At 42.9% G+C, this 17111-nt stretch carries 13 protein-coding genes; 2 read left to right on the top strand and 11 right to left on the bottom strand.

Annotation, left to right across the window (positions count from 1 at the left end):
• Nucleotides 1-346: 346 nt before the first annotated feature.
• From IPJ86_08040 to IPJ86_08025, 4 genes are read right to left on the bottom strand one after another with little or no spacing between them, the layout of a single operon-like run.
• Complete coding sequence (locus IPJ86_08040) at nucleotides 347-3493, bottom strand: T9SS type A sorting domain-containing protein (GenBank protein ID MBK7887242.1); 3147 nt, start codon at nucleotides 3491-3493, stop codon at nucleotides 347-349.
• Entirely contained in the window at nucleotides 3490-3834 is a 345-nt protein-coding gene (locus IPJ86_08035; GenBank protein MBK7887241.1) for a SprB repeat-containing protein, read from the bottom strand. The genes IPJ86_08040 and IPJ86_08035 overlap by 4 nt, the downstream gene beginning before the upstream one ends.
• The gene (locus IPJ86_08030) at nucleotides 3831-4226 is read right to left on the bottom strand and encodes a hypothetical protein (GenBank protein MBK7887240.1); all 396 of its coding nucleotides are present in this window, start codon (nucleotides 4224-4226) and stop codon (nucleotides 3831-3833) included. Before IPJ86_08030 ends, IPJ86_08035 begins: the two co-directional genes overlap by 4 nt.
• Nucleotides 4223-4969 carry a hypothetical protein gene (locus IPJ86_08025; protein ID MBK7887239.1) on the bottom strand — a complete coding sequence of 249 codons (747 nt, stop codon included), beginning with the start codon at nucleotides 4967-4969 and terminating at the stop codon, nucleotides 4223-4225. The genes IPJ86_08030 and IPJ86_08025 overlap by 4 nt, the downstream gene beginning before the upstream one ends.
• 347 nt (nucleotides 4970-5316) lie before the next feature.
• Here IPJ86_08025 and IPJ86_08020 point away from each other — a divergent pair, with 347 nt between their 5' ends.
• Nucleotides 5317-5634 carry a hypothetical protein gene (locus tag IPJ86_08020; protein ID MBK7887238.1) on the top strand — a complete coding sequence of 106 codons (318 nt, stop codon included), beginning with the start codon at nucleotides 5317-5319 and terminating at the stop codon, nucleotides 5632-5634.
• Between the two features lie 598 nt (nucleotides 5635-6232).
• Here the strand turns inward: IPJ86_08020 and IPJ86_08015 are convergent.
• Entirely contained in the window at nucleotides 6233-7078 is an 846-nt protein-coding gene (locus IPJ86_08015; GenBank protein ID MBK7887237.1) for a T9SS type A sorting domain-containing protein, read from the bottom strand.
• Nucleotides 7079-7409: 331 nt separating this feature from the next.
• Between IPJ86_08015 and IPJ86_08010 the strand changes: the two genes are divergently transcribed.
• On the top strand, nucleotides 7410-8081 hold the full coding sequence (locus IPJ86_08010) for a hypothetical protein (GenBank protein ID MBK7887236.1): 672 nt from the start codon (nucleotides 7410-7412) through the stop codon (nucleotides 8079-8081).
• Between the two features lie 213 nt (nucleotides 8082-8294).
• Here IPJ86_08010 and IPJ86_08005 read toward each other — a convergent pair whose 3' ends face one another.
• The 6 genes from IPJ86_08005 to IPJ86_07980 are packed head-to-tail and all read right to left on the bottom strand — an operon-like array spanning nucleotide 8295 to nucleotide 17111.
• Nucleotides 8295-9245 carry a sterol desaturase family protein gene (locus tag IPJ86_08005; protein ID MBK7887235.1) on the bottom strand — a complete coding sequence of 317 codons (951 nt, stop codon included), beginning with the start codon at nucleotides 9243-9245 and terminating at the stop codon, nucleotides 8295-8297.
• Between the two features lie 25 nt (nucleotides 9246-9270).
• Nucleotides 9271-10218, bottom strand: a complete 948-nt coding sequence (locus IPJ86_08000) for a bifunctional molybdenum cofactor biosynthesis protein MoaC/MoaB (GenBank protein ID MBK7887234.1) — start codon at nucleotides 10216-10218, stop codon at nucleotides 9271-9273.
• Nucleotides 10215-12944 carry a formate dehydrogenase subunit alpha gene (gene fdhF, locus IPJ86_07995; protein MBK7887233.1) on the bottom strand — a complete coding sequence of 910 codons (2730 nt, stop codon included), beginning with the start codon at nucleotides 12942-12944 and terminating at the stop codon, nucleotides 10215-10217. The genes IPJ86_08000 and fdhF overlap by 4 nt, the downstream gene beginning before the upstream one ends.
• Nucleotide 12945: 1 nt before the next feature.
• Nucleotides 12946-14595, bottom strand: a complete 1650-nt coding sequence (locus IPJ86_07990) for an NAD(P)H-dependent oxidoreductase subunit E (GenBank protein MBK7887232.1) — start codon at nucleotides 14593-14595, stop codon at nucleotides 12946-12948.
• 17 nt (nucleotides 14596-14612) lie between these two features.
• Nucleotides 14613-15422, bottom strand: a complete 810-nt coding sequence (gene fdhD, locus IPJ86_07985) for a formate dehydrogenase accessory sulfurtransferase FdhD (GenBank protein MBK7887231.1) — start codon at nucleotides 15420-15422, stop codon at nucleotides 14613-14615.
• Nucleotides 15423-15425: 3 nt separating this feature from the next.
• Nucleotides 15426-17111: a formate--tetrahydrofolate ligase gene (locus IPJ86_07980; GenBank protein MBK7887230.1), complete on the bottom strand. Its 1686-nt coding sequence runs from the start codon at nucleotides 17109-17111 to the stop codon at nucleotides 15426-15428.

Here is a 17111-nt window from a genome sequence, read left to right as displayed (position 1 = left end):
TAAATAATTACTCAGATATTTACTACATTAGAAAAGGCTCTCTCCGTAACAGGATGGAGCCTTTTTTTTGTTTAAGGGGTCCCATGAAGCGTATCGCTTTTCGCGATTCTGCTTCATGGTTTAAAGTTTAAAGTTTAAAGTTTAAAGTTCAAGGTTTAAGGTTTAAGGGTTAAGGGTTAAGGGGCTGACCGTCCTTTTCATGTCCCATTTTCAAAACTATACTTAACCTATGATCCGGAATTTGCAATGCTTAAAAATGAAGTGATTACAATAGAAAAAGTCCTGTCCCGGGTGAGACAGGACTTCTCCTGAAACTGATTTTTATTTCAGCTGATAGAATAATATCTTATTTCATGATCGAGAATTTCGCGATGTGGTTCAGGCTTCCATCGGCTGTATGGATGAAGTACATTCCATTGCTGATATGGCTTAGATCCAGAATCGTTTGATCTGAATTCTGCGCTACAAACTGTGTAATGGAGCGACCGATGGCATCCACCACACGGTATTGTCCCGCTGGTAAGCCTTTAATGAAGAATACACCTGTGTTAGGATTAGGATAAACCTGAACGATTATAGCATTTGCATTAGGATCAAGTCCTACAGAAGAACTCACCGTAATCGTATAACTGGTAGTACAACCGTTGGCATCCGTAATGATCACCGTATAATCGTCGGCGGGAAGCCCGCTGATATCTTCAGTCGTTGCACCGTTATCCCACATAAATGTATATCCCGCTGTTCCACCGCTCACGGTAAGATCAATACTTCCGTCATTACCGGCAACTTCATTGGTAGTCGTATATGTTCCGTTGATGGCTGAAGGCTCATTCACTGTCACTGTTGCAATAGTGAAACATCCTGCCGCGTCTGTTACCGTACAGAGATATGTTCCTCCGGGTAAAGTCTGGAGATCTTCAGTGGTCATTCCGTTGCTCCAGTTATAGGTATAATTTCCGGTACCTGAAGTTACCTGTAAGTCAATAGAACCATTACTATCCCCGTTGCAAGTAACACCAACAGCGGTTGAAACGGCTACCGGAACTGCAGTGGCTCCTACAGCGAAGGTGAAAGATTCAGCACATCCGTTATCGTCTGTAACGGTAACCATATACGAACCTGTACTCAAACCGGTTAATGCACTTGTGGTGTTTCCATTATCCCATAAATAAGATAAGTTACCTGTACCACCACCTGTAGTGATGGATAAAGTACCATTTAACTGATTGCAATTTTCATCGGTCGCTGTTCCCGTTGCAGTAATTGCGGCAGGTTCATTGATCGTTACTGAAGTATTTTCGATACAACCGTTTTGATCGGTCACTTGTACTGTATAAGTACCTGCGGCCAGATTGATTTCTGTATCCGTTGTACCACCGGTTGACCAGGCATACGTAATGTTTCCTGTACCACCGGTTACTCCTATTGTTGCATTTCCTGTTCCACCATTACATAATGGATCTACTGTGCTAAAGGTTGTTGAAATAGCAGTAGGTTCGGTAACAGTAACGTTTTCTGTATAAGTACATCCATTGGCGTCTGTAACATCAACAGTATATTGTCCGGCGCCGAGATTCTGCTCTGTATCAGTAGTACCACCACTTGACCAGAGGTAAGTATATGCACCTGTGCCACCGGTCACGTTAATAGTTGCCGTACCGGTACCGCCATTACAAAGAGGACTTGTGATAGCGGTTGTGCTGCTGATTTGTGCGGGTTCAGTAATCGTTACTGTCTGATCGATGGTACAGAAATTATCATCCGTTGCAGTTACTGTATACGTACCTGCTGCAAGATTATTCACAGCAGCACCTGAACCACCATTGGTCCAGCTAAAAGTAATATTTCCTGTGCCACCTGTTGCATTCACTGAAGCACTACCGGTTAACCCGAAACAAAGTGGATCTATTGTTGATGTTGAAACAGTAATTGCAGTTGGTTCATTAATTGTTATTGACGTTTGTGTTGAACAACCATTGGCATCGGTTACTGTGCAAGTATATACACCGGCCATCAAACCATTGACTGCACCGTTGGTACTTCCATTCGACCAGAGGTAAGTATAAGGGAATGTTCCACCACCTACTCCTGTTGCAGCGAGACCTGTTGCCTGTCCATTACAAGTCACATCTGATCCACCCGCATTAATCGATAATGACGCACCCGGTTCTGTAATCTGCACTGAACTAACAGTGGTACATCCGTTGGCATCGGTAATGGTACAGGTATATGATCCACCTTGTAAACTTGTAGCTGTTGCTGTTGTTTGTCCGGAAGGGAACCAGGAATACGTATATCCACTTGTACCACCGGAAGGCGTTACAGTAGCTGTTCCGTTGGCATTGCCGTTACAATCTACATTTGTGGCAGAAGAAGATGCTGCTAAAACAGTAGGTTGTGTAATTGTATAATTTTGAGAGATGGTACATCCATTTGCATCGGTAGCCACACAGGTATAAGTTCCTGCTGATAATCCGGAAGCTGTTGCCGAAGTTCCTCCTGAAGGAGACCATGCATACGAATAAGAACTTGTTCCACCGCTTACAGAAATAACTGCCTGACCATTGCTACCACCATTACAGGAAACATTGGTTGATGTTGCTGTTGCTGCCATTGTAGTGGGCTGTGTGATGGTAAACGTAGTTACAGATGTACATCCGTTGGCATCAGTCGTAGTACAAGTATAGGTACCTGCACTCAAACCTGTTTTAGAAGAAGATGTTCCACCGTTTGACCAGGCATACGTATAAGGAGTCGTTCCGCCTGATGGAGTAACTGATGCTGCACCATTCGTACCGCCGTTGCAATTCACATTGGTGGAACTATTGCTGATACTTAAAGCAGTGGGTTGTGTGATCGTATAGTTTCTGGCAATCGTACAACCATTCGCGTCCGTAGCCACACAAGTATAAGCACCTGCTGCGAGACCTGTTGCAGAAGCACCGGTACCACCCGTAGGAGTCCATGCATACGAATACGATGCAGTACCGCCGGAAACAGAAATAGATGCAGCACCTGTTGTCGCACCATTACATGCCACATTGGTAGAAGAGGTAGAGGCCGCTAAGACTGTTGGTTGCGTGATGGTATAATTTTGAGAAAGTGTACATCCATTGGCATCGGTTACCGTACATGTATATGTTCCGGCAGACAACCCTGTAGCAGTAGCTGCAGTTCCACCTGACGGAGCCCATGAATACGAATAAGAACTGGTTCCACCGCTGATAGAAACTCCGGCAGTACCATTTGAACCGCCATTACAAGAAATATTTGTTGACGAAGTTGAAGCGCTCAATGCAGTAGGTTGTGTAATTGTAAACGTTGCTACAGATGTACAACCGTTTGCATCTGTTGTTGTACAGGTATAAGCACCTGCAGCCAATCCGGTTTTAGAAGCTGATGTACCACCATTTGACCAGGAATAAGTATAAGGACTTGTTCCACCCGCAGGAGATACAGAAGCTGTACCATTGGTGCCGGCATTGCAACTCACATTGTAGAACTATTGCTTATGTTTAAAGCGGTGGGTTGAGTGATCGCAAAGTTTCTTGCAATCGTACAGCCATTGATATCGGTAGTCACACAAGTATAAGCTCCTGCCGCAAGACCGGTTGCTGTTGCATTTGTTCCGCCTGACGGTGACCATGAATAGAAATAAGAAGGGGTACCACCGGACATTATCACCGCTGCCGTACCGTTAGTTGCACCATTACAGCTCACATTGGTAGAAGAGGTTGATGCACTTAAAGCAGATGGTTGAGTGATCGTATAATTTCTTGAAAGAGTACATCCGTTTCCGTCGGTCACCAGGCAGGTGTATGTTCCTGCTGTCAATCCTGATGCAGAAGCAGCAGTTCCTCCTGAAGGAGACCAGCTATAAGAATAACCTGATGTCCCCCGCTTACTGAAATGGAAGCAATTCCTGTTGTTGCACCATTACAGGCAACATTGGTTTGTGATGCTGATGAACTTAAAGCAGGATTCACCGTTTTCATAATTGCAGCACTTGTATCTGAAAGAGAGCCTGAAGTAACCACGCGTTTGTACCATGTAGTATTGGTTAAAGACCCCGGCGTATAACTGGCCGTATTAATTGTACCGGAGGCATCTGCAAAACCGGATGTTGAACTTGTGGTCGAACTGATCCATTTATAGGTATAAGATCCGTTTCCACCATAAGGAGTTGCGCCTGTAATTGCAGAAGCAGATGAACCGTTACAAATCACTTGTGCACCTGTAGCGGAGTTATTGGAAATATTATTCCAATCGAAAACCTTGTTCCCGCTTCCGGCCCTGTCACCCAATACCAATTACCTTCTGCTGCTGCCTGATTTGCATAAGTAGAAGCTCCGGTAGCTGTATTTATTTGTGTTCTTTCATCCGATGAACCAATCCATGCATCTGCATTTAATACCTGACGAATAAAAGCGTTTTCTGCAGCTGAAGTAATTGTAGCCAAATATCCGGTATAACCCAAATAAGTTCGTGCTGCGGCTGATGATTTAGCCGTTGTCCAGGACCCCCCGGTACTCACATATTCATAAAAGTGCCCATTTGAATTTGCCGATAAATTCCCGGCACTGAATGTTATGGTACGATCACCATATTGAGCCGTATTTGTATTCTGATAGGTAACAGTTCTTAAAAATGTTTGCCAATTGGCAGCAGATGTGGAACCGTTGAATGTAATCACACCGGTACTGCTGTTATAAGCAGTGACAGTGATTCCGGAGGGCAGTGCTCCTGTATACGACAGTACATCTGAAGATTTTAAGCCTGCTGAAATGGTCACCTTAAATCCATTAATAGTAGACCCGGAGGTGATGACTATTCCCGGATCAACAGCAATGGCTGAAGTATTCAAGGAATATCCGGCTGATGTTATACCGGCGGTAACTGAGGTTTGTCCAATCGATTTCTGTGTCAACAGAAGAACGAACAGGAGACACGCGATAGTTGTGGTTGACAAGCTACGGGTGGTTCTTTTTTGTAAAATTTTTATTCATTTTTTATAATTTAATGGTGGATTGCAGTTGAATTTCTGGAACGAAGGGCTCTGTTTTAGATCTTGATTATAATTGATTTAAAGAAATAATGAACATAACTTTCGCTTCAACCAGAACACCTTTATACTATTTTTGTGCTGGTTTGTTACATTTCAATGCAAAGAAGGATTTTGCACTTGTTTACCTCGGTAGGGCTAATTCAGAATTCAGAATTCAGAATTCAGAATTAGGAATTAGGAATTAGGAATTAGGAATTAGGAATTAATTAGAAGTTAGAATTGGGCTGCGGGGAGATGGGTGGTGCGCAGATGTGTTTTGGGCAGATGTGTTTTGTGGAGATGGATATTGTGGAGATGGATTTTGTGTAGATGGATTTTGCGGAGATGGATTTTGCGGAGATGGATTTTGCGGAGATGGATTTTGCGGAGATGGGTTTTGCGGAAATGTGTTTTGCGGAGATGGATTTTGCGGAGATGTGTTTTGCGGAGATGGGTTTTGCGGGAATGGGTTTTGCGGAGATGGGTTTTGCGGTAATGGGTTTTGCAGAGATGGTTTTTGCGGAGATGGTTTTTGCGGAGATGGTTTTGCGGGAAACAAACTTTATGGAGATGGGAAATGCGGAGATTAACGCTTAAGAGATTGGATAGCAGCTCTTCGGTTCCCGGTGCTCCCTGCTTCGCATTCCACTCGGGATCTTCACTTCGTTACGATCTGCAACGTCGAAGCTTTAGTGAAGAAGTTTTCGAGAAAATTATGATCATGAAGCCTCGCGATTTTTACCGTTTAGCAAATCAGTTTATCGAAAATTATTGATTGAGATTTCAAGCGAATAGAAATCGTCATCTAAAGGGTATTCTTCATTTAAAACCATTTTTCGCTAAAGCTTCGTTCGGTAGGCAATGGAGACTCAATGTTCGAGGCATTAGCAACTACAATGTCAGGATGTGATAGCCGTTAAAACTGTACCGACGAGCATAATAAAAAACATGTTCCGGTAGGATAAAATATTTTTTTGGAGCACTTTGAAAAATATTTCTATAGCATTAAAAGAATATGAAATGACTAATTTATAATCTGATCACTGCAGAAGAAATAAATCAAGAAATTAAATAAGAGTTCTATTACCATACTTTATAAAAAAGTACAATGCTATCGCCTTTAAATTTTGAATCAAACGATTCCGTAGTAAGCCGGAAATAGAAAAGGCAATTTCCATCAAAGTGAATTTACCTCATGACTAAAATCCGCTCAATAAACGAATGGTTGCTATCATCGGTTTTAAGAAGGTAAACACCGTTTCTGATGTTCTCCGGCAAAGTAACTCTAACAAACGGATCAAACACAGCATCCGCCTCATTCGACCATTGCAGCATCTGTTCTCCATTGAGTTGAAACAAGGTAAAATTTAATTTTCCCTTCAAACCGGAATTTAACACGATTTGCAGTTCATCACGAACAGGATTAGGGTAAACTAATAGGGGCTTAACATCCGAAACCATATCCAGCAGTCCTACGCTGGTATTTTCTACTACAGTATCCGCTACGCTACCGGTAAAATCTCCACTGGGTGAAAAATTATTGTTTGCATAATTGAAGCCCGAATAAAACACTACCGGACCCGATCCCGCCACCGGGGCCTGCCAGTCAAAACTCCATGTTTTTACGTTTGGACCTGTTGTCCCAATTTGTGTATGCGTCACATATTTTCCATTGCCATTTAATTGCGTTTGGACAGTATTACTAATGATCAAAGTACCCACCAGATTCCCGCTTAAATCTTGTGGCGAACATTGAAAACCAAATCTTGTAGTTGAATTCCTGGTCATAAAAACGGTGAACGTATAGGTTTGTCCCGGTACATATCCTGAAGCAGGAATCGAATTTGATAAATCAAAGACCCATGCGGATGTTGGAGAGCCGGTATGACATCCGGAAACATTACAGGATTGACCATCACCGGGAGAACCTGTATGTCCTGCCGGTGCACCTGAAATTTTACTCTGAACTGGTATAATTTGCAGTAGGAGTATAAAAGTAGTGCCTGAAATCGTTAATCCTAATGCTTTCATCATATATAACAGTTATAGTTGAGTTCAAAAATAGTGAAAACTCAGAAAAATAAAATAGTGATCAAACCGCAATTCAGTTTTTATCAATCCGGCAACATACCCTCGAATAGCTCTACACGAAAATTATTCATTCGGGAGAATAATTCACTACTTTCGGAGTCCGGCATTCTTCCACCGGGTAAAATCATATGCTCCTCATTGCTAAAACATTCGCCGGGTGCGAAGAAATATTATCTCAGGAACTTGAGGCACTGGGGGCAACAGAAACCCGTATTTTAACCCGGGCGGTGGAGTTTGAGGGCGATCTGGCATTGATGTACAAAGCAAATTTGCATTGCCGTACGGCCCTGAGAATTCTGAAAAGGCACCCATCAACGAAGCTTTGGCAGCAGCCTTAGTGATGCTCAGTGGATGGGACAGAAAAATGCCATTGGCTGATTATATGTGCGGCAGCGGAACCATCCTCATTGAAGCCGCCATGATTGCCCTGAATATCGCCCCCAACAAACACAAACAGCGATTTGGATTTGAAGGCTGGAAAGATTTTGATGAAGCCTTATGGAAACAAATTTACAAAGATGCCATAGCAGCAGAATTAAAACCGGAGGGTCTCCTACTCTACGGCTCTGATATCAGCGGAACTGTATTGGACAAAGCACGACAAAATATAGAACATGCGGGCTTATCGGATGTGATCCGCTTAAAAAAATGTCCTTTTGAAAAATTCCCTGTTCCTGCTGAAGAAGGTGTTTTAATTTGCAATCCACCCTATGGGTTACGCATTGAACCGAAAGACATCATGGATATGTATCAACGCATGGGAGATAAAATGAAACAAGATTTTAAAGGCTGGACCTGCTGGATTTTCACAGGCAATCTGGAAGTTGCAAAGTTTATTGGATTACGACCTTCCCGCAAAATGCAATTGTACAATGGTCCGATTGAATGCCGTTTTTTAAAATTTGAAATTTATTCCGGGTCAAAGAAAGCGAGTAAACAGGTTTGAAAATTTCGTTTGGCTTCTTGCCGCTTGCTTCTGGCTGCTAGCTCAGAAAGCTTGAAAAATTATCAGAAGATTCTATTCTTCTATATTTGCGAACATCCAAACAGGGATTCGCTTTACTCTTGCAAATATTTTCATGGATGGTACAGGAATTCGAATTCTCCTGAAAAAAAGCAAGCAGCCAGAAGCAAGAAGCTAGTAGCAAAGATTCGATTACTAAAGACTCTCTTCAAGTAATCTATCTTTGAAAATACTCTTTAGTTCATTATCTAACTGTTTTTGCGTTTGAAGTTCATCTTGCAGTTCCCGTGAAGTTTTTGTACTACCGTCATGGCTCCAGCCGGGTGGCATGAAAACGTAGCCCAGTTTAGCTTTCCATGGAATATCTTTACTTAAGTCCTGACCTATGTTTTTAAATTCATGGGTGATGCCTTTTATGGGATGATAAGGATGGTCAGGCATTGTTGTAATACCAAATTTTACGGGCTCTTCGGGGACTTCAGGTTGAAAGGTACCGAAAAGTTTATCCCAGATAATTAATACCATTCCCATGTTTTTGTCGAGATACAACACATTACTGGCATGATGAACGCGGTGATGTGATGGACTTACAAAAATAGCTTCAAACCAGGAAGGCATTTTATTGATGTACTGTGTATGCACCAATACCCCATAGACCTGTGTGAGGGAATACATGAACAGAATGTCAACCGGATCAAAACCTAAGAATGCGATGGGAAGAAAATAAATAAACCGGTAGAGCGGCTGCAACACGGAAGACCTGAAGCCTGTACTTAAATTAAACTCCGGTGAAGAATGATGGGTAACATGCACCGCCCATAAGATTCGGGTGGAATGATCCATGCGATGCTCCACATAGAATGCAAGGTCTTCCAGAAGAAATAATAAAACCCAATATGTAATTGGATTCAATGCTGTTTCAGCCGGACTAAGTTCATATATAAAAAACAATGCAATCAAATATACACCCCGAAAGAGTAAATCTATCCCGGCATTCACTACTGTCATGTAAAAGTTCATGATAAACTCTTTGACAGAATAGAATGCTTTCATCTGCCAGTTACTCATCACTACTTCAGTAAGTATGACCAATGAGTAGAGTGGTAATGAAATTAATAATAAGTATTTTTCAAATAATGAAATCATAATCTGCACTACTTTTCACAACCATTTAATTATTCAACTCCTCTTTTTCAGTCACGGATTCCTTCTCATGACGAGCACCTTCTGCCACGGCAAAGACATGCAACAGGTGTGGAAACAAGGCATCCATGCTCTCCGCAGCACCCCTGGTAGAACCCGGCAACGTCAACACGAGCGATTTCCCTCTCATTCCGGCCACTCCTCTCGATAACATCGCATAGGGCGTCCGCGATTGACCGTAGCTGCGCGCAGCTTCCATAATTCCCGGTATCTCTCTGTCGAGTAAGGGCTGAATGGCTTCAGGTGAAACATCTCTTTTCGAAAGTCCTGTCCCACCGGTGAAAATGATCAAATCAACATGTTGTGCTGAATACGATTTAACTTTATCAGCTATCAGCTCTATCTCATCAGCAATAATATCATACTGCAGATCACTAATACCGGCTACTTTTAATTTTTCCATAATTACCAATCCTGCCTTATCGGATTTCTTTCCGGCAGAAATGGTATCCGAACAAACGATAACAGCAGCTTTGAGTGCTCTCATGGGCTTATTCTTAAAATCACTTTTCCCTCCGGATTTATTCAGCAATCGAATCTGACTTATCTCAATTCCCTTATCGATGGGTTTAAGCATATCATAAATGGTCAATGCAACAACAGAAGCACCATGCATGGCTTCCACCTCTACACCGGTTTTGTAAATGGTATGCACTTCAACTTCGATGTGTATTTCCAATCCTTCAATTATATGCCGGATGGCTGTATACTCTACAGGAAGAGGATGGCAATCGGGAATCATTTCACTGGTTTTCTTTACTGCAAAAAGTCCGGCTACACGTGAACACTCCAGCACATCTCCCTTCGGCACACGCTTCTCCAAAATAGCATCAATGGTAGAAACTGCACTCACTTTAACGACCGCCGCAGCGATAGCTTTACGTAGCGTGCTACTTTTATGCGTTATATTTATCATACTTTCTCTCTCTCCTTAAACTTCCCTTTACTCTTTCTGATATTCACTGCGACCACTTTATATTCCGGACACATCGCTTCCGAATCGCGTTCACTACTGGTGATGACATTCAATGTGAGATCCGGGAAATGGAAGGTCGTACTTAGCACACCTTGTTTCACTTCATCAGTTAACCGGGCTTTTATATCGACCTTTCCTCTCGGCGATTCAACACATACCATATCTCCCTCTTCAATAAAATGTTTCTTTGCATCATCGGGATGAATCAGGAGTACATCTTCAGTAAGAATGTCCACATTCCCTGTACGTCTGGTCATGGTACCGGCATTGTAATGCTCCAGTTCGCGGTTGGTGGTGATGATATAAGGAAACTCTTTTCCATTCTTTCTAAGCTCTTCAGATTCTTTCCAGTCAAAATAATGAAACATTCCCTTTCCTCTCTTAAAAGTTTCGGTGTGGAGTATTTCCGTATCCGATCCATCGGCGAGTACCGGCCATTGTTTACCATTCTCACCCAGTTCCTCCCATTTCACTCCTGCGAAGAAGGGGACAATTCTTGAAATCTCTTTGAGCAGGGTAGCCGGATGATAATCTTCCTGAGGAAATCCCATACGCTTCATGATATCTACCATTATCTGCCCATCACTCTTTGTACCTGCGAGCGGCTCTACGACTTTCTGCACTTTCTGAATTCTTCGTTCACCATTGGTAAAGGTACCATCCTTCTCCAGGAAAGATGCAGCAGGAAGCACCACATGCGCATACTTACACGTTTCCGTCATAAAAATTTCCTGTACTACGAGCAGGTCGAGATTGTTCATCGCCGCAATGACTACATTGGTATTGGGATCGGTTTGAATCAAATCTTCACCCATGAGCCACATCGCTTTGAGCTTCCCTCCTATGGATGCCTCGTACATCTCCGGAATTTTCAATCCTTTTCCTATCGGGATTTTCACTTTATAAAATTCCTCATACTGCTTATTGATTTCCGGATCGTATGCATTCAGATAACCGGCTCCCTGATGAGGCTGGCAACCCATATCCGCTGCACCCTGCACGTTATTTTGTCCGCGCAATGGATTTACTCCAACGCCACGCCGGCCAATATTCCCCGTGATCATGGCGAGATCAGATATCAGCATGACGGTATAAGAGCCCTGACTATGTTCTGTTACACCCAGTCCATGAAATGACATAGCATTCGGTGCTTTGGCATAAGCAAGTGCTGCGGCTTTCACCAGCTCTCTGTTTACACCCGTAATCTCTTCCAGTTGATCAATATTCACTTTCAGAATTTGCGCTTTGAATTCGTCATACCCTTCAGTGCGTCGCTCTATAAAATCTTTATCTTCCAACCCTGAAGAAGCAATGTAGTACAACATCATGTTGAGCAGTGCCACATTGGTTCCCGGCTTCAGTTGCAGGTGGTAAGTGGCATAACGTGCAATCTCCGTTCTTCGCGGATCAATCACGATCGTTGTTTTGCCCTTCATCGCAAACTGCTTCAACTTTGCACCTGTAACTGGATGCGCATCGGTGGGATTCGCACCAATCACCATGATGCAATCGGTGTACTTTAAATCAATGATGGAATTGGTAGCAGCACCGGTACCAAATGCACGTTGCATCCCCAATGCTGTGGGTGAATGACAAACTCTTGCGCAGGAGTCAATGTTATTTGTACCTATTACGGCGCGAATAAATTTCTGCATGAGGTAATTCTCTTCATTGGTGCAACGTGCCGAAGAAATTCCTGCAATAGCATCAGGGCCATACTTAGATTTTACTTCAGAAAGATGAGCAGTGATATAATCATAAGCTTCGTCCCATGTGGCAGGCTGTAATTCACCGTTACGACGGATCATTGGAGTACGGAGACGATCCGGATGATTATAGAAAGAAAAAGCAAAACGCCCTTTGAGACAGGTATGTCCTTCGTTCACTTCTGCATCATAAGGTGCCTGAATGGATTTCACTTTTCCATTGACAACCGCAATATCCAAATTACAACCAACACCACAATACGTGCAAATCGTTCTCACTTTTTTATCAGCCACCACCGATTTAGACTCGAATACATCCGATATGGCCGAAGTGGGACAAGCCTGGGCACACGCACCACAACTCACACAATCCGATTCAAAAAAACTATTGTTATTGCTCTTCACGATGTGACTATCGAAACCTCGTCCGGCCATGCTGAGTACCAACTCGCCCTGCACTTCATCGCAGGCCCGCACACAGCGACCGCAGTTAATACATTTGGAAAAATCAGACGTCATGTAGGGATGTGATTTATCCTTTGCATAATGCAAATGATTTTTTCCGGCAGGATATCTCACCTCACGAATCCCCACGCGGGCAGCTACCGTTTGCAGTTCACAATTATTATTGACCTCGCACGTCAGGCAATCCAGCGGATGATCTGTTAAGACCAATTCAATAATATTTTTCCGCAATCGTTGGATTCGCTCAGACTCTGTAAAAATAAACGATCCCGGAATGACAGGGGTATGACAGGATGCCTGTGCTTTTGCGGGACCATCTTTCACCAAGGCCACATCGACACTACAAACACGACAAGCACCATAAGGATCGAGGTTGGGCGCATCACATAAAGTAGGTACATAATCCTTTCCGAAATGACGACGCACGAAGTTCAAAATTGTTTCCCCTTCCTGAATTGGGAACAAGGTATCATTGATATATGCTGATTTACTCATTTTACAATTTATTGAAGTAAGGAGCCAATTCCGTTTCAAAATATTTCAATGCATTCTTTACCGGCAATGGAAGACCACCACCTAAGGCGCAAAGTGATCCTGTTTCCAGTGTTTCGAGCAAATCATTCATTAATGTTTTATCCATTTTATAATCACTATTCCTTGCTTTATCAATCATTTCATAACCACGTGTTGAACCAAGACGACAAGGGAAACATTTTCCACAGCTTTCATGAGCGGTAAACCGAAATAAATGTTCCAGGTAGGCAATCAATGGATAATCATCGGGAATACAAACTACGGAAGCATGACCCAGCAAAAATCCTTCGCGGGCAAAGGAATCGAAGTCAACGGTAAGGCTATCAATTTTCGGTACGGGCACCAAACCACCTAACGGACCGCCTATGTGCATTGCTTTTACCGGCTTCCGGAAACCGCCACCTAATTCGTCGATCACTACTTTTAATGGAGTGCCCATGTCCACTTCATAAATACCGGGTCGATTAAAGAATCCATCGAGTGAAACTAACTTTGTTCCTGTAGATTTTGCCGTGCCGATTGAGGCATACGCTTTACCACCATTTTTAAAAATGAAAGGTAGATTGGCGAGCGTCTCTACATTATTAACGACCGTTGGTTTATTGAAAAGTCCTTGTTGCGTGGGATAAGGGGGACGCGTACGCACTTCAGGACGTTGCCCTTCAATAGAGGATAAAAGCGCGGTTTCCTCTCCGCAGATATAGGCCCCCTGTGCTTTAATAATTTTGAAATCGAAAGAAAATGAAGATCCCTGAATAGCTTCTCCGATTAATTGTTCCCTTCTTAAATATGCAATTGACTCTTCAATAATAGTAATGGACTCCGGGTACTCTGCACGGATATACACCACTCCATAGGCAGCACCGGTAATATACCCTGCCAACATCATCCCCATCAGCATGGCATGCGGGCGTTGTTCCATAATGTATCGATCGGAATACGCACCGGGATCACCCTCGTCGGCATTACAGACGATAAACTTCACTTCACCGGTACTATTCCTACACGACTCCAATTTAAACGCCATTGAAAATCCTGCTCCACCTCTTCCTCTTAAACCGGAATCTTTCAATTCTGCTAAAAGTTCATCAGGAGATTTCTTCAACGCATCCAGAAAAATCGAATAATAGGATTTTACATCTCCGTAAGGTGCAGTTAGTACAGGAGTACCCTTACTTCCAACGGCGTACTTCTCTGCAGTTACATCATCCGCAGCACTGTTAAATTTTTCAATATCAGTGCCAGAATAATTTTTTCCGTTCACATGAAACGCATTATTCTCGTGACAACGGCCCAAACAACACATCTCCCCTATCTCCTGAACTGCGTATTGTTTTCGCAACTTCGCTTTCAAAGCATCCTGTGTTCCTGCTGTCATGCAAGCGCTTCCGTTGCATACATACACTTTCTTTCCCTGATTCTCCGGTTTTAAAAAATCATAAAAGGAAACCGTACCATATACATTCGCCTTTCCTACAAGGAATTCATCGCACAAAGCATCCATATCACTCCCGGATGGAGTACCATTTTGAGAAGCGGCATTCCCGAGTTCTTCAAAGAGAGTCTTGCTAAGTCCTTTTCGTCCTGCTAATTCGCTTAAATTCTTCGACATTTTCCGGCAATATTATTTTACACTATTTGTTTTTGCAACACACGTTCCGGGTGTGAATACACGGTCAATTTTTTCTTTCTACAGAAGGCCAGCAAGGTCATTCCACATTTCTCAGCAGAATCTACTGCCAGACTACTCGGAGCAGAAACAGAAGCGAGCACAGGAATTCCGGCGAGGGCTGCTTTGCTCACAATTTCATAGCTGATTCTTCCACTAACAGTCAAAAATCCCGCGCTGTCTGATTTTTTATTTAACAGCAAGGCACCAATGACCTTATCCACTGCATTGTGACGACCGATGTCTTCTCTTATATCTAACAATTCACCCTCCAATGTAAATGCAGCAGCGGCATGTGTCCCTCCGGATTGAGTAAACGCTTTCTGCTGGTCACTCATACGTTCAAACATCAAAGCAACCCAACCCGGATCGATAACACCGGATTTCTTTAGCTGTATAGTATCCATTTCTTCGTCCCAGGTTTTCTTCCCACAGATCCCACAGGAAGAAACCGACATCATATTTCTAGATCCTGAAAAATCCTTTAACAATAGCCAATCCGGAATCACCACATTTACTGAAGTAACATATCCCTTACCGTTAGTAGCAGTGATCTGAATATCGGGGTCGAGAGCAGTATCCTTAAAAATTCCTTCCGATAACAGCAAGCCTCTTACTAACTCCTTTTCACTGCCCGGTGAACGCATCGTTATCGTAAAAGGAATATTGTTGATTGAAATACTCAATGCTTCCTCAACAGCCAATACGTCTTCAACCGTGGAAAAAAGTCCCTCGTTGTAAAAAAGTCCCCGGTAGGTTTTAACATCCATTATTTATGAAAGTCCGGTTATATTCCCATTGTTATCGATATCCATTCCTTCTGAAGCTGGTACTGCAGGTAAACCCGGCATACGCATTATCGTTCCCAGCACTGGCACTACGAAACCTGCACCGGCAGCGAGTTCAAATTCACGCACGTTCACTTTAAAACCTTTGGGTCTTCCAATTTTTTTCTCATCGTCAGAAAATGACATTTGTGTTTTAGCCATGCAAACCGGAAGATGATTAAAACCAAGTTCAATATAATCTTTCAATTGTGATTTCGCTTTCGAAGAATAGGTGACATCATCTGCTCCATAGATTTCAGTAGCTATTTTTTTAATTTTATCCTCCAATGGAAGACTCATTTCATAAAGTGGCTTATAATTATTCTTTCCGCTCTCAATAATCTCCACCACAGCACGAGCGAGATCTTTTGTTCCCTCTCCTCCAAACTCCCATCCTTTAGAAACAACCGCTTTCACCCCTTCTGTTGCGCACCGGGTCTGAACATAATTCACCTCTTCTTCTGTATCACTGTAAAAACTGTTAATTGCAACCACCGGAGTCAGTCCAAACTTCTTACAATTCTCAATGTGCTTTGCGAGATTCTCATAGCCTCTCTCCAGATAAGTCATATTTGGCGTATTGTATTCCGCTTTTTTCGCACCGCCATGATGGCGCAAAGCGCGGATGGTCACCACCAGCACTATCGCTTTGGGCTTCAAACCGGCCATCGGACATTTAATATCCAGGAATTTCTCTGCCCCCAAATCAGCACCAAATCCGGCTTCCGTCACCGCATAGTCACATAGAGAGAGTCCCATTTTCGTAGCTACGATCGTGTTAGTTCCCTGGGCGATATTTGCAAAAGGTCCACCATGAATTATTGCAGGATTATTTTCAAGCGTCTGCACGAGATTGGGCTTAATCGCATCACGCAACAATAAGGCCATCGCTCCTTGTGCTTTCAGATCGCGGGCGAATATTGGCTTTTTATCGAATGTATAGCCTATAAATATATTACCCAACCGCTTCTTCAAATCATCAATATCATTAGAAAGACAAATGATTGCCATGACTTCAGATGCAGCAGTAATATTAAAACCATCTTCTCTCATAATGCCATTCGCGCTACCGCCGACTCCAATAATAATATGACGAAGTGCACGGTCATTCATATCCATGACACGTTTCCAGACAACCGTTCGTGGATCGATATTCAGGTTATTCACTTTGCTCTGAATATTATTATCGATCAGCGCTGCCAATAAATTATTTGCTTTTTCAATGGCGGCAAAGTCCCCTGTAAAATGCAGGTTGATATCAATCATGGGAATCACCTGAGAGTAACCACCGCCCGCAGCACCACCTTTCATACCAAAAACGGGACCCAGGGAAGGCTCCCGAAGAACTACCACTGAATTTTTTCCAATTTTATTTAATCCATCGCTTAGACCAATAGAAACCGTTGTTTTTCCTTCTCCGGCAGGGGTTGGATTGATTGCAGAAACGAGGATCAGATTACCCTTAGCTACTTTTTCTTCATTTATCAGCGACAAAGGCAGTTTCGTCTTGAACTTTCCATACTGCTCCAAAAGATCCAAATCAAGGTCCATCCCCCTGGCAATATCTCTAATGGTCTTAATATCAGCTTTTTGGGCTATTTCCAGATCCGTCAAATGTTCAGTAGTAATCAT

The sequence above is a fragment of the Bacteroidota bacterium genome, assembly GCA_016713925.1.
GTDB lineage: Bacteria > Bacteroidota > Bacteroidia > AKYH767-A > OLB10 > JAJTFW01.
Note: the sequence above shows the minus strand (reverse complement) of the source record. Positions and strands in the feature narration are given on the sequence as shown.